The following is a 21,209-nucleotide window of genomic DNA, read 5'->3' as shown; positions in this document are numbered from 1 at the left end:
CCGTCGGCGGTCAGTCGAATCGCGTCAGGATGATGCGCCCGTCCCGGTCGGGCGCCGACGGGGCCAGGTCCGCGACCACGAAGGCCCGCTGCAGCCAGCGGTCCGTGCCGTCGAAGCGCGCCGCGTAGGACGAGCGACCGTGGACGGCGACCGTGTTGTCCACCACGAGGCAGTCGCCGGCCTCGAGCACCACCGACACGAGCCGCTCGGCCACCGCCCGGCCCAGCTGGTCGAGCGCGGCCTGCGCAGCGGGGTCGTTGCCGCGCATCAGCTCGGCGTCGTACCAGAACGTGGGGCGGGCCTCGGTGCCCCCGATGACGGCGCGCGGGCCGTGCTCGGAGGTCGCCACCAGCACGGCGCCGTCGTCCGCTCCCGACGGTCGGGGGCCGCTCAGGAACGACTCGTCGACACCGCACACGAACCGGGCCTGGCGGAGCACGGCCACCGTGTCGGCGTCGAGCGCGTCGATGACGTCGTGGACCGAGCACAGCGTGGTGCGGGCGTCGGGGTGGCCCCGCAGGCACAGCAGGACCAGGTAGCGGGGCGCGTGGGGGTGGAAGGCGGTCTCGGTGTGGAACGCCAGGTCGACGCGCGACGAGGTGGAGACCTGGCGGTCGGCACCGGCGACCGTCGGGACCAGGTTCTGGACGAGGTCCCCGCCGTGCTCGGGCAGGTAGCCCACGGGCTGGCCGAGCCGCCGGGCGACGGCCAGGAGCGCCAGCTCGCTGGTCCGGTCCTTGTCGACCGGGTCGGCCGGGTGCGCGGGCGTCGCCGGCAGGTCGCCGACGGGCACGCCCCGGACGAGCAGCGCACCGTCGCGCGGCGGGGCGTCCTGCAGCGCGACGAGGGCGTCGAAGACCGCGGGCGGCAGCGACCGACCCGCGCGACCGGCGGCGCCGACGAACCGCTCGGCGCCGACCTCGGCGTCGGGCGGCTGCGGCAGGGCGCACCCTGGCTCCCACGAGACTGACACGACCATTTCAGGATGATACCGCGCCTGGCTCACCTGTTGCAGCCCTCCGACCCCGACCGCACCAGGGCCGCGGCGCCGGCGACGTCACTCGGGATCGATCGCCCCGGTCTCCTCCCACACCGCCTCGAGCACGTCGAGGTGCTCGGCTGCGGAGCTGCGCAGGCGGTGCGCCACCCCGGCCACGAGGACCTCCACCACCGCCAGCACCGCGACGTAGCTGTCGAACGGACCGACGTCGTGGGACTCGACCGCCACGACGACCTCGGCGTCGGTGGCGAGCGGCGAGAGCGGCGAGTCGGTGACGGCCAGGACCAGCACGCCCCGAGCCCGGGCGGCCCCGACCGCGTCGAGGACCCAACGGTCGTGGCGGGGCAGGTCGATGCAGAGCAGCACGTCGCCCTCGGCGGTCCTCGACAGGAGCCGGCCGACGGCGACGGCGCTGCCGCCGAGCTCCTCGACGCCGTCGCGCACCATCGACAGGTGCGTGACGGCCTGGCGGCCGACACCCGAGCCGGCGTCGCCGCTCAGGACCAGGACCCGGCGACGGCGCTGGGAGAGGAGGGACACCGCGCGGTCGACGTCGTCGCGGGCCAGCGACGCGAACGTGCCGCGGATCGACGCCTCCGCCGCCTCGGCCAGGGCGCCGACCAGGTCGCCGGGCGCCGGTCGGCGGATCTTCTCGGTCGCCGGGCGCAGCCGGCCGCTGATCTCGGCCCGGACCGCGTCCTGCAGGCCGCGGAAGCCTGCGTAGCCAAGCCGGTCGGCCAGCCGCACGACCGAGGCGCCGCTGGCCCCGGCCCGGGCCGCGACCTCGGCCACGGTCCCGAAGGCGACCAGCTCGCGGTCGGCCGCCACGACCTCCGCCACCTTGCGCTCGGCGGGCGAGATCGATGCCCCGGCGGACGCGAGCCGTTCCGACACGCTCCCGCCACCCGTGCGCTCCTGAACCACGCCCCATGATGACCCACGGCGCGGCCCGCGCCCGGAGCCGGCCACGGGCCGATGCCGCTGCGCCGGACGGGCGGTCCCGCCGGGCAGACTGACCGGGTGCACGAGACGGCTCCCGACGACGCTCCGCCCGCCTCCCTCGCCCCCGGTCCCGGCGGCGCGGACGAGGACGCCCCCTCGGAGCTCCTGACCTACGAGCTGCTCACCGAGGGCGAGGCGTCGCCGGCGACGAACATGGTGATCACCGCGCTCGGGCAGGTGCTGGCCCGGCACGAGGACCGCACCGAGGGCGCCGTCGCCGACTACATCCCCGAGCTCGCCAAGGTGGACCCGGACCGGTACGGCGTCGCGCTCGCGAGCGTGCACGGGCGGGTGTACACCGCCGGTGACTGCTCGACCCCGTTCACGATCCAGTCGGTCTCCAAGCCGTTCGTCTACGCCCTCGCGCTCGAGGACCTGGGCCTCGACCGGGTCGCCGAGCACATCGACTTCGAGCCGAGCGGGGAGCCGTTCAACGCGATCAGCCTCGACGAGGCGTCGGGCCGGCCGTCGAACCCGCTGATCAACGCCGGTGCCATCGTGTCGACGTCGCTGGTCGCCGCCGACGGCCCCGCCGAGCGGTTCGCCCGCATCCGCGAGCGGCTGTCGGCGTTCGCCGGGCGCGAGCTCGAGCTGGACGACGCCGTCTACGCGTCGGAGTCCGCGACCGGCGACCGCAATCGGGCGCTCGCCCACCTCGCCGCCTCGTCCGGCGTGCTCGGCGCGCCGGTCACCGAGGCCGTCGACACGTACTTCCGGCAGTGCTCGCTCGTCGTCACCGCCAGGGACCTGGCGGTCATGGGCGCCACGCTCGCCAACTCCGGCATCAACCCGGTCACGGGGGAGACCGTGATCCACGAGTCGACGGCGATGACCGTGCTGTCGGTGATGGCCACGTGCGGGATGTACGACGACTCCGGCGAGTGGATGGTCCGGGTCGGCCTGCCGGCCAAGAGCGGCGTCGGGGGCGGGATCGTCGCCGTCCAGCCCGCCGAGTTCGGCATCGGCACCTTCAGCCCGAGGCTCGACAGCCGGGGCAACAGCGTGCGAGGGATCGCCGCGCTGCAGGACCTGTCGGGCACCTTCGGGCTCCACCTGCTCAACCACCACCGGGTGCCGCGCTCCGCGATCGCCGGTCGCGACGGCGGCGACGGCGAGCTCCGGCTGACGCTGCGCGGCGAGCTCGACTTCATCGCCATGGAGGAGATCGCGCACGAGCTCGTCGGCTTCGCCGTCGGCACCGAGGGCCGAGGCGGCACGGTGACGCTCGATGTCACGAACGTGACGCTCGTGCGCTCCGCCGTCGAGCAGTTCCTGCTGCAGGCGGTCGACCGGTTGCGAACCTTCGACGTCGAGCTGCAGATCGTGGACCGCACCGACGGCGGCTGATCTCAGGCGGGTTCGAGCACCCTCGGCGCCTCGAACGGACGACGGGCCGAGACGACCAGCAGGAAGGCGCCGACGAACACGGCGACCATGGCCGGGATGGCCACGCCCGAGTCGTTGGCGAGCCCGCCGGCGACGCCGAAGCCGACCAGGACGGCGAGCGTCGTGCGCCACGCCGGCGACCGCTCGAAGCGACCGGCGCGCCGCCCGGCCAGCAGCGCGGCGCCGAGTGCGAACACCCCGACGACGACGACGGCCCAGGTCCACGTGCTCGTCGTGAGCACGCGCACGTTGGAGTCGATCTTCCGGTGGACCACCTCGGCCATCGCCGCAGGGCCCGACGACACGAACCGGCCGACGTGGCTGCCGCTGCCCACGGTCGCGTCGAGCGCGCCGAGGACGAGCACGACGCCGAGGGTGGCGGCCCCGGCGAGCAGCACGCGCCGCACGCCGATGCGCACGCCGGACCAGGCGGTGGCCGCGAGCACGGCGGTCGGGACGAGCACCAGCGCCCCGCCGAAGTCGGCGCCCATCACCGGCGCCACCTGGAGGACGGTCACCACCGCGAACAGGCACGCCGCCGCGAACACGCCGTCGCCGCGGACCTGCTGCGACGCGACCCACGAGCCGGCGACGACGATCACGGCGGCGCCGAGGACGGCGAAGCCGAGGTTGCCCATGCCGTAGTACCGGGCGGCCGTGAGCGGGGTGTAGCCGAACAGGCTGAGGTCCTGCAGCACGCCGCCCGACGCGGCGTCGACGACCATGATCACCAGCGTGACTGCGGCGACGGCCACGAGCGGGCTCAGGGGGTGGCGGCGGAACCGCACCGCGACGGCCGCCACGGCGGTGGCGCCGAGCGCGATGCCCGTCGCCGCGACCGCCGGCTGCTGGAGCGGCACGGGGGCGAGCCGGTAGAGGAAGGTGACCGCCGGCAGCCCGGCGCAGGCCAGGGCGAGCCGCTCGGTGACCGAGAGCAGCCGGCCGGGCCACGACCCCTTCGCCGGGCCGGTCCCGTCACGGCGGCGTCGCCGCGCGCCCGACAGCGCGACCAGGGCGGCGGCGTAGACGATCGCCTGGACGACGATGAACGCGACCGTGATGCTGCCCGAGAGCCCCTCCCGGAGCACCGTCCGCTCGTGCAGCTCCTGCACCGCCGCCAGGTCGGACGGCTCCGAGCTGACCGCGAGCGGGCGGCCGACCATGGTCGTGGGCACCTCGACGCCGAGCGCGCCGAGCACGGTCGGCGCGACGTCGGTGAGCACCGACAGGCCGGCGCGCTGCGTCGACGGGCTCCAGATGGCGCCGGCCCGCTCGCCGGCCACGGCGATCGGCGTCAGCCGCCAGTGCGAGGCGGGCGCGACCCCCACCACCACGACGAGCAGGTCGGGGTGGTCGGTGACGATGCGGCCGACGAGGTCGTCGGCGACGCGGACCTGGTCGAGTCGCCGCTCGTGCCGGGCGGCGCGGTCCGCAGCCGTCATCGCCCGGTCCGCCGGCCACGGCTCCTGGGACCCGCCGGCGTCGACGAGCACCACCCCCGGTGTGGCGGCGGCGGCGCCGACCTCGGCCGAGACCCGCGCCGCGCCGAGCGCCGCGAACGGCCCCGGCGCCGGGGCGAGCTCGCCCGGCACGGCGCGGTCGATGCGCCCGTCGGCGTCGGCGAGGGCGAGGGCGCCGGTGGCGGGCACCGCCCGCCGCCCGGTCGCGAGGTCCGTCGGTCCGTCGGTCCTCGCCCCCAGGTAGGTCGTCGACAGGCCGGCCTCGTGCAGGGCGTCGCCGAGCGCACCGGCGGTCCCGTAGGCGTTGGTGCGCCGCTGCGGCACGCGCCGGCTCACCACCCGGGCGCTGCCGTCGGGTTGTGCGACGACCGCGACCTCGGGTGCGGTCGGCGGCAGCCACGGCGTCGGCCAGGCCCCGACCGCCACCGGCTCGTCCCCGCCTCGGGCACCCATCGTCACGGGTCCGCCGGCGCCCAGCGAGGCGTAGGACGCGGCCTGGTCCTCGGAACCCGTCGGGATGCGGGGCGTGAGTGCGCCGCCGGTCGATCCGAGCAGGCGGGCGATGTTGGGCATGACCCCGCGGTCGAGGTCGGCGAGGCTCGTGTTGGACACGGTGACCAGCACCATCGAGCGCGACGACGAGGCCGCGACCGGCGAGCCGCCCCCGCCGCGCCCCCATGCCGGCACCGCCGCGGCGAGCAGGACTGCCGCCGCCACGGCCAGCATCCCGACCCGCCGCGACCGCACGGTCCCGACCCGCGCCGCGAGGCCGCGGACGATGTCGACCGCCTGGGCGCCGCGGTGGCGGAACCCGGCCAGGCTGCGACCCGTGTGCTCGTGCTCGAGGGCGAGCGGCACCTCGACGACGCGGCAGCCGGCCCGGATCGCGTCGACCGTCATCGAGGCCTCGAGGCCGAAGCGCGGTGCCAGCACCAGACGCCGCAGGACGTCGGCGCGCACCGCCCGCTGGCCGGAGAGCGCCTCGACCGGGGTGTAGCCGCAGAGGCGTTGGATCGCGCGCGTCGTCCCGCGCTTCACCGTGCCGAACCCACCCCGCCCGGCCGCCGGCGGGAAGACCGCGATGGCCAGGTCGGCCGTCCCCGCGAGCACCGGGTCGAGCAGCCCGACGGCGCGACCGGCCGTCCCGCCGAGGTCTGCGTCGAGCAGCAGGTAGGTGCCGGCCTCGGGGGTGTGGTCGATGGCGGCGCGCACGGCGCCTCCCTTGCCGAGGTTGTGCGGCAGCACCAGCACCTCGGCGCCGGCCGCACGCGCCCGTTCGGCCGTGTCGTCGACCGAGCCGTCGTCGACCACCACGCAGCGATCGACCCGCCCGGTGGCGAGCACCGACGACACCGTCCGCCCGACGTCGCCCGCGTCCCGGGCGGGCACGACGGCCACCACCGGACCGGCGAGCGGTCGGAGCTCCCCCTGACCGTCCCCTTCCATGGGGTCACTCTTGCACCCGGGCTCCGCGGCCGGACGTCGCGGCCTCGCGTTCGTCGTGGCGGCACCCGAGCGGCACCGTCGAGCCCGATTCCATAGGATGACTTACGGAGCGGCGCCGCCCGCACCCAGGGGCCGAGCCGCCGCACGTCGCCACGACCTGGCCGGCCACCACGACCACAGGGGGAACGACATGACCGAGGCCTGGATCATCGACGCGTGCCGCACGCCGCGAGGGACCGGGAAGGTGGGCAAGGGCTCCCTGGCCCACCTCCACACGCAGCGCCTCGGCGCCACCGTCCTCGCCGCGCTGGCCGAGCGGACCGGGCTCGACACCGCCGACGTCGACGACGTGATCTTCGGCTGCTCGTGGCAGGTCGGCACCCAGAGCGGCGACCTCGGCCGGATGGCCGCCCTGGACGCCGGGTACCCGGAGACCGCCAGCGGGGTCACGCTGGACCGCTTCTGCGCCTCGGGCATCACCGCCGTGAACCTCGCGGCCGCGAGCGTCATGTCGGGGCTCGAGGACGTCGTCGTGGCCGGCGGCGCCGAGATGATGTCGTCCTACAAGCAGAACGCCCCGAAGAACCGCAACCCGTTCATGGACAACGGGAACCTGCACCTCCGGGCCCTGCACCCGCAGACGAACCAGGGCGTCGCCGCCGACGCGATCGCCACCCTCGAGGGCATCCCGCGGACGGCGCTCGACGCGCTCGCCGCCGAGTCGCAGCGCCGGGCCGAGATCGCCATCAAGGAGGGCCGCTTCGAGCGCTCGCTCGTGCCCGTGCTGGACGAGGACGGGACCGTCGCCCTCGACCGCGAGGAGTACCCGCGACCGGGCACGACGGCCGAGGCGCTCGCCCAGCTGCCCGCCTCCTTCGAGCAGCTCGCCGACCTCCCGCTCGACGAGGACGGCACCACCTACCGCGACATGGTCCTCGCCCGGTACCCCGGGCTCGAGATCACCCACGTCCACCACGCCGGCAACTCGTCGGGGGTCGTCGACGGCGCCGCCGCCATCCTCGTCACCAGCCCCGAGTACGCAAGGGCCCACGGCCTGACGCCCCGGGCGAAGGTGCGGGCGATCGCGAACCAGGGCGACGACCCGACCCTGATGCTCAACGCCCCGGTCCCCGCCACCCGCAAGGTGCTCGAGCGGGCCGGCATGACGCTCGACGACATCGACCTGTTCGAGGTCAACGAGGCCTTCGCCGTCGTGCCCGAGAAGTACATCCGCGACCTCGACGTCGACCGGGAGAAGATCAACGTCAACGGCGGGGCGATCGCCCTCGGCCACCCGATCGGCGCGACCGGCAGCCTCCTGATCGGCACCGTGCTCGACGAGCTCGAGCGCCGGGACCAGAACGTCGGCCTCGTCACGATGTGCGCCGCGGGCGGCATGGCCCCCGCGATCGTGCTCGAGCGCGTCTGACGCCGGGCTCGCACCGACCACCGCACGCCCCCACCCGCACGCCCTCGAACACCCACACGCCCTCGACCCCACACGCCCTCGACCCCACAAGGACACCGCACCATGTCGATCGCCATCAACGAGGACCACGTCGCGCTCGCCGGCACGGTCTCGGACTTCCTCGTGAAGCACCGCTCCCGAGAGGCGGCCCGCGCGCTGCTCGACGGCGCACCCGAGGCCCTGCCGTCCTTCTGGGGCGACCTCGCCGAGCTGGGATGGCTCGGGCTGCACCTGCCCGAGGCGTCGGGAGGGTCGGGCTTCGGCCTCCCCGAGCTCGTGGTGGTGGTCGAGGAGACCGGCCGGGGCCTGATGCCGGGACCGTTCGTCCCGACGGTGATCGCCTCGGCCACGATCGCGGCGGCCGGGTCGGACGAGCAGCGGAGCGCGCTGCTGCCGGGCCTGGCCGACGGCTCCACCACGGCCGCCGTCTCGCTCGAGGGCGACCTCACCGTCGACGGCGGCCGCGCCTCGGGCTCGGTCCGGACCGCGGTGGGGGCCGGGGTCGCCGACGTCCTGCTCGTGCCGGTCGGCGACGACGTCGCGGTCGTGACGCTGCGCACCGGCGACGGCACCGCGGCCGGCGTGCAGCTCGAGGTGCCGCCGAACCTGGATCCCAGCCGGCCGTCGGCCCGCGTCACGCTCGACGGTGCCGAGGCCCAGGTCCTCGCCGGCGCCGCCGGCACGCTGGTCGACCTGGCCCGCCTCCTGTTCTCCGCCGAGGCGGTCGGCATCGCCCGGGAGTGCACCGAGCAGGCGGCCGAGTACGCCAAGGAGCGCCAGCAGTTCGGCCGCCCCATCGCCATGTTCCAGGCGGTGAAGCACCACTGCGCCAACATGCTCGTCGCCACCGAGCTCTCGACCGGCAACGTCTGGGACGCCGCCCGCACCCACGGCGGCGACGACCGCGAGTTCTCGGCCGCGGCCGCCGCGGCGGCGACGCTCGCGGTGCCGGCCGCCGACCTGTGCGCCCAGCTCAACATCCAGGTCCACGGCGGCATCGGCTTCACCTGGGAGCACGACGCGCACATGTACCTGCGGCGCGCGACCGCCGTCGAGGCGATCGTCTCGGCCGACCGGGCCGCCGCCGACCTGACCGACCTGCACCGCGCCGGTGTGCGCCGGAGCGTGACCATCGAGCTCCCGCCCGAGGCCGAGGCCATCCGGGACGAGGTGCGCGAGGTCGCGGCGAGCATCACGGGCCTGTCCGCCGAGGAGCAGCGCACGAAGCTCATCGACTCGGGCTACGTCATGCCGCACTGGCCCCGCCCGTGGGGCCGCGACGCCGGCGCCGTCGAGCAGCTGGTGATCGAGGAGGAGTTCGCCGCCGCGGGCGTCAAGCGCCCCGGCTACGGCATCACCGGCTGGGTGATCCTGACGCTGATCCAGTACGCCACCGACGACCAGATCGCCCGCTGGGTGCGCCCCGCGCTCGAGCAGGAGGTCATCTGGTGCCAGCTGTTCAGCGAGCCCGACGCCGGCTCCGACGCCGCCGGCGTCAAGACCCGGGCGACCCGGGTCGACGGCGGCTGGCTGGTCAACGGCCAGAAGGTGTGGACCAGCGGCGCGCACGTGGCCGGCTTCGGCTTCGCCACCGTGCGGACCAACCCCGACGTCCCCAAGCACGAGGGCATCACGATCATGGTCCTCGACATGCACGCCGAGGGCGTCGAGGTGCGGCCGCTCAAGATGCCGATGGGCACCTCGGAGTTCAACGAGGTCTTCTTCAACGACGTCTTCGTGCCCGACGACGACGTGGTCGGACCGGTCGACGGCGGCTGGACGGTCGCCCGGGCCACGCTCGGCAACGAGAGCGTGAGCATCGGCGGCGGCCAGGGCGGCATGGCGATGCCCGCCGAGGGGCTCGTCGACGCGCTGGACGCCAACCCCGACCGCCTCGCCGGCGGCGCCGAGCGCGTGGGGCGCTACGCGGCGAGCACCCGGGCGTGCGACATCCTCAACCTGCGCAGCGCGCATCGCGCCGTCGCCGGCGCGGCCCCCGGGCCCGAGGGTGCGATCACCAAGCTCGTCCTGTCGGAGAACCTGGCCGAGGCGGCCGCCGTGCTCAACGCGCTGAACCCCGACGCGGCCTACCTCGACGCCGCCGGCCTCACCTCGGGCGGCCTCGTGCTGTGGCACCGCGGCATGTCGATCGCCGGCGGCACGTCGGAGATCAAGCGCAACCAGATCGGCGAGCGCATCCTCGGCCTGCCGCGGGACCCGCTGATCAAGTAGGGCACCTCGCGCTCGCGACCGACCGCTTCGGCGGCGCTGATCGTCGGATCACGACGGACGGCGCCCCCGAAGCGTGCCGGGGCGGCGGCGGAGCGGGCTGGTCAGGACAGCGTGACGTCGGGCGCGGGCTCCGCCGGCGGGACCGACTCCCCCAGGCGGACGACGACCACGCCGGCCAGCACGATCCCCGCCCCCACCAGCTGCACGGCGAGCGGGACCTGCCCGAGCAGCAGCCAGGCGAAGCCGATGGCGGCGATGACCTCGGTGAGCGCCACGAAGGACGCGAGCCGCGAGCCGAGCCGCCGCGTCGCGGCGATGCCGGTCACGTAGGCGAACGCCGCCGTCACCAGCCCGAGCACCAGGATCGGCACCCACCACGGGACGGCGACGGACCGGAACGCGACCGGGTCGGCGGTGGCGGTCACGGGCAGCACCCCGACCGCGCACGCCGCGCCCAGCACGACCGCCCCGACCACCAGGCCCGATGCCGCCAACGTGATCGGGGGCAGCCCGGAGGAATCGTCGGCCGACATCACGAAGTACGTCGCGGCGCCGACCATGGCCGCGAGCGCCCACAGAACGCCCACGACGTCCACGCCGCCGTCCGAGGCGCCGCTGCCGAACAGGTCGAGCAGCAGCGGGAGCCCGCAGAGCGCGATCCCCGCGCCGAGGACCGTGAGCCGGCTCGGGGGCTGGCGGTGGACGACCCACATCCACCCGACCACGGCCACGGGCGCCGTGTACTCGACGAGCAGCGCGACCCCCACGGGCAGCCGCGACACGGCGTAGAAGTAGCAGAGCTGGGTGGCCGCGACGGCCAGCACGCCGTAGGCGACGATCGTCCCGGCGTTGCGGCGGAGGACCTCCGACCGGCCCTGCACCGCACGGAGCCCGGGCACCACGAGCACGACCGCCGCCACCGCGACCCGGGCCGTCACCGCCGCCCCCGCCGTCCAGCCGGCGTCCATCAGCGCGGATGCGAGCGAACCCGACAGGCCGAACGACGCGGCCGACACGACCGCCAGCGGGAGCCCGGCGCGCAGGTCCGCGGCACGCGCGGTCTCGACGGTCTCGGTCACGGGCCCCGACCGCCCGCTCAGCGGACGAAGCGGATGTCGAGCGAGCGCAGGTACGTGTGGAGCCCCGCGTCCTGCACCGGGAAGAGGTGCGCCGGCGCGCCCGAGTCGTTCACGTGCGCGTGCCAGAGGCCCGGCGGCGTCACGAACGCGGCTCCGGGCTCCCAGTCGACGCGGACCGGGTCCACGATGTCGCCCCGCTCGTCGAGCTCGTCGCCGACGAGCGTGTGGCAACCCGGCCGGCAGTCCACGATCAGGTCGAGCGCCACCGACTGGTGGCGGTGCGGTCGCTGCACGGCCCCGACGGGCAGCAGGCCGAACATGGCCCACAGCACGTGGGTGGCGGTCAGCGTCTGCGGCTGCGAGGCGCCGGCGAGCAGGACGCTCACGCGGTTGCGGTCCGCCGCCCGCGGGTCGGACGCGACGAGGTCCAGCTGGCGCCGGATCTCCGAGGCCTCCCAGCGCGTCGCGCCGAAGCGCGCCTCGACCGGTGCGACGCCCAGGTACCGCAGCAGCGGCTCGTCGGTCACGCGGTAGATCACCGCCGCCTCGGCCTCGGAGACGGCGTCGACGCGGTGCACCGCCGGCGCCCCCGCCGGCAGCACGACCACGTCGCCGGTCGACCACGGCAGCACGAGGTCGGCCAGCTCGGTGACGCCGCTCCCCCGCAGCACGACGTGCAGCTCGGAGGTGGCGGTCGCCGAGGTCCGGAGGGCCTCGCCGGAGCGGATGTGGACGAACGACGCCAGGAGCGCCGGGCTGGTCGCCGGCCCCTCGCTGCCGGCCACGGCCGTGCCGAGCTCGGCCGAGAGGTCGAGGTGCTCGATGCCCGTCCCGTGGTCGCCGATGAAGGCGGACGGGAAGGAGCGGATCGGCACGCGGGGCGTGTGCCCGGAGCGGATCGGGTCGGCGGCGGCCGTGTACTCGAAGTACCGGGCGTCGGTCGCCCAGTCCTCGGTGACGGCGCCGACGGGCAGCCCGCCTTCGGTCAGGGTCATGACCCCAGACTGCCCCCCGTCCGCACGGGTCGCCACCCCGCCGGATCGGCCTCCTCGACCAGCCCGGCCCGCTCCAGGGCGAGAAGGTGGGCGAGCACCGAGCGCCCCGCAGGCGCGTGCAGCTCGGGCCGCACGTCGGCGTACATGACGGCCACGAGCTCGTCGACCGTGCGGGTCCCGCCGTCGAGCAGCTCGAGGATCTGTCGGTCCCGCTCGAGTCGGTGGTCGACCAGCGCCGCGACGTACGGCCCCGGGTCCGTGATCGGCGGACCGTGCGTCGGCAGGTAGGTGCCGTCCCGCCCGTCCTCCCGACGGTCGACCAGGCGCCGGAGGCCGGCCACGTAGGCGGCCATGTCGCCGTCGGGCGGCGACACGACGGTCGTCGACCACCCCATCACGTGGTCGCCCGGGAACAGCAGGCCCCGCTCCCCCTCGGCGTAGCAGACGTGGTTCGAGATGTGGCCCGGCGTGTGGAGGCACTCGAACCGGAACCCGTCGCCCTCGAGCACGTCGCCGTCGCGGACCGCGACGTCGGGCACGAACTCGCGATCGCCGGACTCGTCGACCTCGACCTCGTCGGCGGCGTCGGTCGCGTCGACCTCACCGCCGGCCGGTGACCGCGTGTCGGCGTCACCGGACGTCGCCTCGGGCGGGTGCGGCCCGAAGCCGTACGTCGGCGCCCCCGTCGCCCGGCTGATCGCTCGCGCCGCCGGCGAGTGGTCGGCGTGCGTGTGGGTGACGAGCACGTGGGTCACGCGCCGACCGTCGAGGGCGGCCAGGACCGCCTCGACGTGGGGGGCCAGGTCCGGACCGGGGTCGATCACCGCCACCTCGCCGTCGCCGACCAGGTAGGTCCCGGTCCCCCAGGCCGTGTACTTGCTCGGGTTCTCGGCGACCACCCGCACCAGGCCGGGCGACACGTCGACGGCCCGGCCGTACTCGGGATCGAACTCGGTCAGGAAGCGCAGCGCCACGCGGTCACGCTACGGCGTTGCTCAGGATCTCCGCTGCGCTGTGCTCAGGCCCTCCGCTGCGCTCTGCTCAGGCATCCTCGTCGAAGTACGCGTCGTCCTCGTGGTCCCGGTGCCGCCAGTAGCCGGTGAGCGACACCTGCTCCCTCGGCAGGCCCACCTCTCGCCGCACGTAGCGCCGCACCGCCGTGATGCAGCGGCTCTCGGCCCCGCCCCACACGTAAGCCGTCGGGGCGGGGGGCGCCGCCGCTCGCACCGCATCGTCGAGCAGCGAGGTGGTGCCGGGCTCCGCCCCGGCGCGGTCGAGCCACGTGACCTCGACGCCGTCACGCTCGGGCAGCGCCTGGCGCTGGTCCATCGACGCGACCTCGGCGAACACCCGGACGGGGGTGCCGAGGGGCAGCGACTCGATGATCGCCGCCGTCGCGGGGAGGCCGGTCTCGTCGGCGACGAGGAGGTACTCGGTCGTGGTCGGGGGCGGGGCGTACGCCGTGCGCGGCCCCCACAGCGCGACCGGGTCGCCCGGCGCGGCCCGCTGGGCCCACGCGGAGGCCGGGCCCTCGTCGCCGTGGAGCACGAACAGCACGTCGAGCTCCTTCGTGTCGGGGCGCCACTCGCGCATCGAGTAGTACGCCCCGACCGGCCGCTCGTCCTGCGGCATGTCCCCCACCGACTCCCAGCTGAAGCCCTGGTCGATCGTGAGCTCCGTCCGACCGGGCGGCGGCAGCAGCACGTAAAGGAACGTGTCGGGCCCGAGGGGGGCGAACGTGTCGAGGTCGCCGCCCCGGAAGGTGATGCGCCGGAGGTGCGGGTGCTCGTCGACGACCCGCACGACACGGGTGAGCATCGTCCGGATGCCGCCCATCTCGGCGATGACCCGCTCGGCCGACGTCGTGCCGGGCTCGCCCGAGCGCTCGCGGGCCGTGACGACGAGCGCCATCGCGGCGTCGACGACCTGCGACTCGGCGGTGGCGGGTTCGGGGAAGTCGATGCGCACGTCGTGGTCGCCGTCCGGGTCCGTCAGCCGCACGTCGATGCCGGCCAGGTCGGCGCCGACGACCGTGGCGGACGTGGCGTCCCGACGGTCGCCGAGGATCCGTCCCACCAGCAGGAGCGAGTCGGCGTAGACGCCGTTGAGCGCACCGACGACGGCGAGGACCTGCTCGTCGGGATCGGTGGCGGTCGCGGTCTCGTCGTGCACGGGGCTCCTCGGGCGGGTGGCGGTCGGGGGTTGTCAAGCAACCCTAACAGCCGCCGGTCGCAGCAGTGGCGCTCGGCATGCGGCGCTCGGGTGACACGATGGCTGGTCATGGCCGACGAGCCCGGGCACGACCCCGACCACCCGCCGCCCGGGGCGGTCGCCGGCATCGAGGTGCCCGACGCCGACGACCTCCCGCCGCTCGTGGACCCCGACGGCGGGGGCCGGACGCCAGACGTCGCGGAGTGCGACGAGCCGATGGTGCGCATGGACGAGGGGCCGCGCCTCCGGCTGCTCAACCTGTACCGGCGCGACGGCTGGGACGGCACCGCCGACGACGTGTGGCTGCGCGCCGGGGTGGCCGACCGCCTGCGTGCCGCAGCGTCGTCGCTGCCCGACGACTGGGGCCTCGCCGTGTTCGACGGCTGGCGGAGCCCGACCACCGTCCGGGCGCTCTACGAGCACTTCTACGGGCCGGGCAGCACGCTGCCGCCCGGGTTCCTCGCGGATCCCGACGACCCCGCCGTGGTCCCACCCCACACGACCGGCGCCGCGGTCGACGTCACGCTGACGTGGCGCGGCACCGCGCTGGCGCTCGGGACCGTGTTCGACGACTTCACCCCGGCCGCCCACCTCCGCTCGCTCGAGGAGCGGCCAGCCGGCGCGACCGACGATGGGTCCCGCGCGCTGCGCCGGCTGCTGCACGCGCACCTCGCCCCCCAGGGCTTCGTCGGCCTGGCCGAGGAGTGGTGGCACGTGTCGTACGGCGACCAGCACTGGGCCGCCGTGACCGGCGCGCCGTGCGCCCGCTACGGCCCGACGCGACCCGTCCCGTGAGAAGGGGCCGAGGGAAAGCGGTCGACCGCGTGCCGGGTGCTCCTCCAAGGTGGGAGCCATGTCCCCCACCCGCACCGGCAACGTCCTCAACTGGGCGTCCGACCTGGACGCCGCCGCGCTCGCGCAGGCCCAGCGCGCCGCGTCGATGCCGTTCGTCGCGGGGCACCTGGCGCTCATGCCCGACGCCCACGTCGGCAAGGGCGCCACGATCGGCTCGGTGATCCCCACTCGCGGCGCCATCATCCCGTCCGCGGTCGGCGTCGACATCGGCTGCGGGATGATCGCGGCCGAGCTGCCCTTCGACTCGTCCGCGCTGCCCGACGACCTGCGGCCGCTGCACGACCGCATCTCCCAGGTCGTCCCGGCGGGCGTCGGGCGCGGCCACGACACCGCGCAGGACGCCGCCGCGGCGCTGCTCCACGACGGGCGGGCCGAGGACCTGGACGCGAAGCAGCAGCGGACGGCGGCGACGCAGATGGGCTCGCTCGGGTCGGGCAACCACTTCGTCGAGGTGTGCCTGGACGAGCGCGACCGCGTCTGGGTCGTCCTCCACTCCGGCTCGCGGGGGCATCGGCCAACCGATTGGCCCAGCGGCACATCGAGACGGCGAAGGGCCTGATGCGCCGCTGGTTCATCGACCTCGATGACCAGGACCTGGCGTACCTCGTCGAGGGCACGCCCGAGTTCGAGGACTACGTCCGGCACATGCTCTGGGCGCAGGACTACGCGCTGGCCAACCGCGAGGTCATGATGGACGCCGTGCTGCGGCAGGTCGCCGACGTGCTCGGCACCGAGGTGATCGAGACCCGCCGGGTGAACTGCCACCACAACTTCACCCAGCTCGAGCACCACCTCGACCGGGACATGTGGATCACCCGCAAGGGCGCGATCCGGGCCCGCGCCGGCGACGTGGGCGTGATCCCCGGGTCGATGGGCACGCGCTCGTACATCGTCGAGGGCCTGGGCAGCCCTGCGTCGTACTGCTCGTGCAGCCACGGCGCCGGCCGGCGGCTGTCGCGGGGACAGGCGCGGCGGACGCTCGACCTCGAGGGCCTCCGGGCCCGGATGGCGGGCCGGGCGTGGAACTCCGAGCAGGCCGAGGCGCTCCTCGACGAGGACCCGCGGTCCTACAAGGACATCGACCAGGTCATGGCCGACCAGGAGGACCTGGTGTCGGTGCAGCGCACGCTGCAGCAGGTCCTCAACTACAAGGGCACCTGACACCGCTCCGTGGTGCCCGGGACGTCGGGATCGACGTCCCGGGCATCACCGGACGGGCGGCGGGGGCCGGTCGTCGACCCCGCGGTCGTCGGCCCTGGGGTGGACGGCCCCGAGCTCGACGGGACCGAGATCGACGGGACGGCGGTGGCGCCAGGCCGACACGACCGGTCGCAGTCCGGCGATGCCGTTCGACAGCCCCCGGTGATCGGGCCACGCCAGCGCCGCGACCACGCTGGCGACGGCGACGGCGATCAGGGCGCCCAGCGCCCACGGCGAGTCCCACCAGCCGATCGCGACGATCACCCCGGGGCCGGTGGCGAGCTTGATCACGCGCCCCGGGACCGTCCAGAGCGGGCGGGGCGCGACGGTCCCGAGGCGGACGGCCCACTCCCCGATCGTCCGGCCGAGCACGAGCACGACCACCGCCTCGACCAGGAACGGCACGCCCCACTGGAGCGCACGCTGGACGCCGAGGTGCTGGTCGGCGTCGACCTCGAGTACGCGCAGGGCGATCGCCCGCCACGCCACGACGGTGGCGGTGCCGACGAGGAGGATGGTGAGCACGTCGCACACGACCGCGACGATCCGCTGCCCGCCCGTCATCATCCGCTCGTCGGGCACCACATGCGGCTCCGGCCGGTGGCGCAGGACGAACCACGAGAGCAACGAGCCGATCAGCGCGCCCGTCGTGTTGGTGATCAGGTCGTCCACGTCGAAGTAGCGGTAGGCGCACGGGTACACGCCCCAGATGCCGGTGAGCTGCGTGGTCTCGACGAGCAGCGAGACGCCGAGGCCGACCAGCCCGGCGACGACGGCGCCGCGCCGGTAGCGCCACCGCAGGATGACACCGAGCGGCACGAACAGCAGGACGTTGAGCACCGCAGACGCCAGGGGCCAGTTCGTGGCCAGGTCGGCGAGCGAGTCGACGCCGGCGGCGCGGATCGCCTGGAACGAGCCGAACGGCCGGAACGACGGGTCCTGGCACACCAGGTCGTCGGGGTCCGGCAGCGGCAGCAGCGTGTAGGTCCACACCGCCAGGCCGTAGACGGGGACCACGACCAGCGCCGCCAGGTCGCTCGCGGTCATGCGCCCGGACCGCCGGTACCGGATGGCGACCTCGGGGACGAACACGAGCAGGGCGATCACGATGCCGCCCACGATGGCCACGACCGCCGATGCCGCGAACGACCCCACGGCCGCAGGACGCTACCGGCGGCCCCGGGGCGCGCGGGTAGACACGGTTCGGCTTGTGTATGGTCGCGAGCGAACGATCGTTCAGGACGATCCCGACGACCGTCCGACCCGACACCGCAGCTCGCTCCGACCACAGGGGGTCCCGCGACGATGACCGACTTCGAGCAGGCCGATCTCACCGACCCGGGGCTCTACGACGACCCGTGGGCGTTCTACGCGTGGCTCCGGGACCACCACCCCGTCTGGCACGACGAGCGGAGCGGCATGTACGCCGTGTCGCGCCACGCCGACGTGGTCGAGGTGTCCCGCGACGCCGAGCACTACAGCTCCGCCAAGGGCGTCCGGCCGGTGAACCTGGTGCCCCTGTCGATCGTCTCGATGGACGACCCGGAGCACACTCGCCAGCGCCGCATCCTGTCCCGCGGGCTCACGCCGCGGCAGGTCCGCACGATGACCGACCACGTCCGAGAGCTCACGAACTCGGTCATCGACGACGTCGCGGCCACCGGCGAGATCGACTTCGTGTCGGACCTCGCCGCGCACGTGCCGCTGATCGTGATCTCCGAGCTGCTCGGCCTCGACCCCACCATCCGGGGGTCGCTCTACGAGTGGTCCGAGGGCATGATCGCCGGCGAGGCCGCCTCCGACGACGACGTGGCCACGATCGAGCGGGCCGGACTCGCGTTCGGCGAGTACACCGCGCTGGTGTCGAAGGTGCTCGACGAGCGCCGGCAGGACCCCCGCGACGACATGCTCTCGATCCTCGCCCAGGCCTACGACGCCGGCGAGCTCAGCTACGACGAGGAGATCCGCGGCCACTACGAGACGACCGACCGGGTCGTCAACGACCTCAGCAACGACGAGCTGCTGATGTTCTGCGTGCTGCTGATGGTCGCCGGCAACGAGACCACCCGGAACGCGATCGCCGGCGGGCTGCGCGCCTTCAGCCGCTTCCCCGAGCAGCGCGACGCGCTGCTGGCCGACCCGTCGCTGATCGACGCCGCGGTCGAGGAGATCCTCCGGTGGACCACGCCGGTGCTCAACTTCACCCGCACGGTCACCGGCCCGGTCACGCTCGCCGGCACGGAGCTCGCCGAGGGCGACCAGGTCCTGCTGCTCTACCAGTCGGCCAACCGCGACGACCGCGTGTTCGACTCGCCCGAGGAGTTCCGGATCGACCGGGACCCCAACCCGCACGTCGCCTTCGGCTTCGGCCCGCACTACTGCATGGGCGCCAACCTGGCCCGCATGGAGATCAAGGTGGTGTTCGAGGAGCTGTTCCGCCGCCTCCCCGACATCGCGGTCGTCGACCCCGAGCGCCTGCCCGACCGGGTCCCCTCCGCGTTCGTCGCCGGGCTCAAGCACATGCCGGCGCGCTTCACGCCCGTCGGGTCCTGACGCCGGCCGGTGCGCACGCACGGGTGGGCGGGCGATCCGCCGGCGTCCGACGAGGAGGCGGTCGAGCGGATCGTCGACGCGGCCGCGGCCTGCATCGACGAGGTCGGCGCACGCGTCGACATGGCGATGGTGGCCAGCTCGGTCGGCATCACGCGCCAGACGCTCTACCGGTACTTCGCGGGCCGTGACGCCCTGATCGCGGCGGCGACCACGCGCGCCGGCGTGCCGTTCGTCGAGCGCCTGCTCCGCCACCTCGACGAGGTGCGGAGCGAGGAGCCGCTCGTCGACGCGGTCCTGTTCTGCCTCGACGAGCTCCCTGCGGACCGCCAGCTGTCGGTGCTGTTCGCGCCGGGCTCGTTCAACCCCTCCGTCGTCGGCGAACAGAGCCTGGCCTTCACGCTGGCCGTGCTCGCCGAGCTGCCCGGGCACGGCGGCGTGCCGGCCGAGCGGCGCGACCTCGTCGTCGAGCTCGTCGTGCGCGTGCTGCAGAGCCTGCTGGCCGACCCGGCCACGGCCACCCGCGACCGGGGCGAGCTGCGCCGGCTGGTCGAGGTCGCGCTGGCCGGCAGCCGCGGCTGCTGACGCCCCGCCCCGGCGCCGCGCCCCGGCTCGGTCCCGCCTCGGCTCGGTCCCGCCTCGGGCCCCGCTCAGCGCACCCGCGCCGGGGCGCTGCCGATGATGCTGGCCCGCTCCATGACGCGGACGTCGGGCCAGTAGTCGCTGCACGCGTAGTGCTGGACGGCCCGGTTGTCCCAGAACGCCACCGACTCGGGCTCCCAGCGGAACCGGGTCTGGTGCTCGAGCAGCTCGAAGGCCCGGCAGAGGCGGTCGATCAGGGCCCGGCTCTCGTCGCGGTCGAGCGGTGTGCCGTCGGCCTCGGCCAGGTGCGAGACGAAGAAGCGGTTGACGTAGAGCAGGTCGCGCCCGGTCACCTCGTGCGTGACGACGACCGGGTGCTCGACCGGCGGGTGCTGGTCGCGCATCCTCGCCAGCTCGTCGGGAGCCATCCCGTGGCCGAACACGTTCGAGAAGTCGTGCACCGCCAGCAGGTCGTCGATCCGGGCGCGCAGGTCGTCGTCGAGCGACTCGAGCGCGGCGTGGGCGTCGGAGAACACCGTGTCGCCGCCCGACGGCGGGACCTCGAGGGCGTGCAGCACGGCACCCTTCGAAGGGACGGCGCGCCAGGTCACGTCGTGGTGCCAGCCGTTCTCGTAGCCGCCGACGTCGGCGGACTTGGCGAACCGCACGACCTCGGGTGCCTCGGCGTTGGCCGGCAGGAACGGGTGGACCTCGAGGTCGCCGAACCGGCGGGCGAACGCGACGTGCTCGGCGGCGGTCATCGGCTGGGCGCGGAAGAAGATCACCTTGTACTCGGCGAGTGCTCGGGCGACCTCGGCGATGACCTCGTCGGGCAGGTCGTCGGCCAGGCGGATGCCCGACAGCTCGGCGCCGACCGTCGCGCTGCAGCGCTGCACGTCGAAGTGCCGCCAGGTCAGCCCGTCGAGCCGCCGGCGCTCGGCGGCGAGGTACCCGACGGGACCGACCTGCACGTCGCTGCCCGGCAGGCTGATGCGCAGGGCGCCGGTGGCCGCCGGATCCGGCTGGTCCTCGGCGAGCGGGACGTCGGTGGTGGTCGTGCTCATGGTTCCCCCCGATCGGGTCGTGACGGTGCGACCAGGCCGGCGACGAGCGCGCGGGTCGTGCGCTCGAACAGCTCGTCCGGGTCGAAGGCCCCGAGCTCGCCGGCGAGCCGGGCCAGGTTCGGGTGCGTGGCGGCGTCGAGCTCGACGCCCTCGAGCAGCTCGGGCGCGTGCGCCCAGAGCGAGGGCCGGAGGACGGCGAAGCCGACCGCGTGCCAGAACAACGAGCGGAACGCCGCGACGGCGACCTCGTCGTCCAGGCCGGCGGCCTTGACGGCGGCCAGGCCGCGCTCGGTCAGGTCGAGCACCGCGCCGCCCATGTGGCGGCCGTCGCGCACCTGCGACATCAGCGGGCCGAGACCGACGAGGGCGTCGCGGACGGAGCGGGCCCAGGCGACCATCTGGTCCTCGACCGGCGCCGCGGCCGGCGGGCGAACGGCATCCGGATCGACGAGCACCTGCTGCAGCCGGCTGGCCACCAGCGCCCCGACGAGCTCGTCACGGTTCTCGAACCGCAGGTAGAGCGTCATCGGGTTGACGCCGAGCCGCTCGGCGAGGCGTCGCATCGTCAGGGCGTCGACGCCGGACTCCTCGATGAGGGCGCCGGCCTCGGCCACCACCTCGTCGGGCGTGAGCGAGCCCCGCTTGCGACGCGGGGCGGTGTCGACGACGGCCACGGGTC

At 74.7% G+C, this 21,209-nt stretch carries 18 protein-coding genes; 8 read left to right on the top strand and 10 right to left on the bottom strand.

What is annotated here, in order from left to right; all coding sequences use genetic code 11:
• Positions 1-10: 10 nt before the first annotated feature.
• Positions 11-979 carry a TauD/TfdA family dioxygenase gene (locus tag LH044_RS18215; protein WP_227757014.1) on the bottom strand — a complete coding sequence of 323 codons (969 nt, stop codon included), beginning with the start codon at positions 977-979 and terminating at the stop codon, positions 11-13.
• Between the two features lie 78 nt (positions 980-1,057).
• On the bottom strand, positions 1,058-1,894 hold the full coding sequence (locus LH044_RS18210; RefSeq protein WP_227757013.1) for a MurR/RpiR family transcriptional regulator: 837 nt from the start codon (positions 1,892-1,894) through the stop codon (positions 1,058-1,060).
• 126 nt (positions 1,895-2,020) lie between these two features.
• Here LH044_RS18210 and glsA point away from each other — a divergent pair, with 126 nt between their 5' ends.
• Positions 2,021-3,349 (top strand): glutaminase A, encoded by a 1,329-nt coding sequence (gene glsA / locus LH044_RS18205; RefSeq protein WP_227757012.1) that lies wholly within the window; start codon positions 2,021-2,023, stop codon positions 3,347-3,349.
• 2 nt (positions 3,350-3,351) lie between these two features.
• Here the strand turns inward: glsA and LH044_RS18200 are convergent, their stop codons facing one another.
• Entirely contained in the window at positions 3,352-6,294 is a 2,943-nt protein-coding gene (locus LH044_RS18200; protein WP_227757011.1) for a glycosyltransferase, read from the bottom strand.
• A gap of 190 nt (positions 6,295-6,484) precedes the next feature.
• Between LH044_RS18200 and LH044_RS18195 the strand changes: the two genes are divergently transcribed.
• Both LH044_RS18195 and LH044_RS18190 read left to right on the top strand, forming a co-directional pair.
• Positions 6,485-7,723, top strand: a complete 1,239-nt coding sequence (locus LH044_RS18195; RefSeq protein WP_227757010.1) for an acetyl-CoA C-acetyltransferase — start codon at positions 6,485-6,487, stop codon at positions 7,721-7,723.
• A 102-nt stretch (positions 7,724-7,825) separates the two neighbouring features.
• Positions 7,826-9,994 carry an acyl-CoA dehydrogenase family protein gene (locus LH044_RS18190; RefSeq protein WP_227757009.1) on the top strand — a complete coding sequence of 723 codons (2,169 nt, stop codon included), beginning with the start codon at positions 7,826-7,828 and terminating at the stop codon, positions 9,992-9,994.
• 101 nt (positions 9,995-10,095) lie between these two features.
• On the opposite strand, the gene LH044_RS18185 is transcribed toward LH044_RS18190, so the two are convergent.
• From LH044_RS18185 to LH044_RS18170, 4 genes are all read right to left on the bottom strand, one after another.
• Positions 10,096-11,073 carry an EamA family transporter gene (locus tag LH044_RS18185; protein ID WP_227757008.1) on the bottom strand — a complete coding sequence of 326 codons (978 nt, stop codon included), beginning with the start codon at positions 11,071-11,073 and terminating at the stop codon, positions 10,096-10,098.
• Positions 11,074-11,090: 17 nt separating this feature from the next.
• Complete coding sequence (locus LH044_RS18180; protein WP_227757007.1) at positions 11,091-12,068, bottom strand: cupin domain-containing protein; 978 nt, start codon at positions 12,066-12,068, stop codon at positions 11,091-11,093.
• The gene (locus LH044_RS18175) at positions 12,065-13,042 is read right to left on the bottom strand and encodes an MBL fold metallo-hydrolase (RefSeq protein WP_227757006.1); all 978 of its coding nucleotides are present in this window, start codon (positions 13,040-13,042) and stop codon (positions 12,065-12,067) included. Before LH044_RS18175 ends, LH044_RS18180 begins: the two co-directional genes overlap by 4 nt.
• A gap of 67 nt (positions 13,043-13,109) precedes the next feature.
• Positions 13,110-14,240, bottom strand: a complete 1,131-nt coding sequence (locus LH044_RS18170) for a siderophore-interacting protein (RefSeq protein WP_227757005.1) — start codon at positions 14,238-14,240, stop codon at positions 13,110-13,112.
• A 108-nt stretch (positions 14,241-14,348) separates the two neighbouring features.
• Between LH044_RS18170 and LH044_RS18165 the strand changes: the two genes are divergently transcribed.
• From LH044_RS18165 to LH044_RS21850, 3 genes are read left to right on the top strand one after another with little or no spacing between them, the layout of a single operon-like run.
• Positions 14,349-15,074, top strand: a complete 726-nt coding sequence (locus LH044_RS18165) for a M15 family metallopeptidase (RefSeq protein WP_227757004.1) — start codon at positions 14,349-14,351, stop codon at positions 15,072-15,074.
• 58 nt (positions 15,075-15,132) lie between these two features.
• Positions 15,133-15,693: an RtcB family protein gene (locus LH044_RS21855; RefSeq protein ID WP_255626063.1), complete on the top strand. Its 561-nt coding sequence runs from the start codon at positions 15,133-15,135 to the stop codon at positions 15,691-15,693.
• Positions 15,693-16,295, top strand: a complete 603-nt coding sequence (locus LH044_RS21850; protein WP_255626062.1) for an RtcB family protein — start codon at positions 15,693-15,695, stop codon at positions 16,293-16,295. The genes LH044_RS21855 and LH044_RS21850 overlap by 1 nt, the downstream gene beginning before the upstream one ends.
• Before the next feature lie 45 nt (positions 16,296-16,340).
• Here LH044_RS21850 and LH044_RS18155 read toward each other — a convergent pair whose 3' ends face one another.
• Entirely contained in the window at positions 16,341-17,489 is a 1,149-nt protein-coding gene (locus tag LH044_RS18155; RefSeq protein WP_227757003.1) for a VanZ family protein, read from the bottom strand.
• 150 nt (positions 17,490-17,639) lie between these two features.
• On the opposite strand from LH044_RS18155, the gene LH044_RS18150 reads away from it, so the two are divergent.
• The gene (locus tag LH044_RS18150) at positions 17,640-18,887 is read left to right on the top strand and encodes a cytochrome P450 (protein ID WP_227757002.1); all 1,248 of its coding nucleotides are present in this window, start codon (positions 17,640-17,642) and stop codon (positions 18,885-18,887) included.
• Between the two features lie 9 nt (positions 18,888-18,896).
• Entirely contained in the window at positions 18,897-19,469 is a 573-nt protein-coding gene (locus LH044_RS18145) for a TetR/AcrR family transcriptional regulator (protein WP_227757001.1), read from the top strand.
• A 65-nt stretch (positions 19,470-19,534) separates the two neighbouring features.
• Here LH044_RS18145 and LH044_RS18140 read toward each other — a convergent pair whose 3' ends face one another.
• Both LH044_RS18140 and LH044_RS18135 read right to left on the bottom strand, forming a co-directional pair.
• Entirely contained in the window at positions 19,535-20,530 is a 996-nt protein-coding gene (locus LH044_RS18140) for a TauD/TfdA dioxygenase family protein (RefSeq protein WP_227757000.1), read from the bottom strand.
• Positions 20,527-21,204, bottom strand: coding sequence for a TetR/AcrR family transcriptional regulator (locus LH044_RS18135; RefSeq protein WP_227756999.1), 678 nt, complete (start codon positions 21,202-21,204; stop codon positions 20,527-20,529). The genes LH044_RS18140 and LH044_RS18135 overlap by 4 nt, the downstream gene beginning before the upstream one ends.
• Positions 21,205-21,209 lie beyond the last annotated feature (5 nt).

The organism is Dermatobacter hominis (assembly GCF_020715685.1).
Lineage (GTDB): Bacteria > Actinomycetota > Acidimicrobiia > Acidimicrobiales > Microtrichaceae > Dermatobacter > Dermatobacter hominis.
Note: the sequence above shows the minus strand (reverse complement) of the source record. Positions and strands in the feature narration are given on the sequence as shown.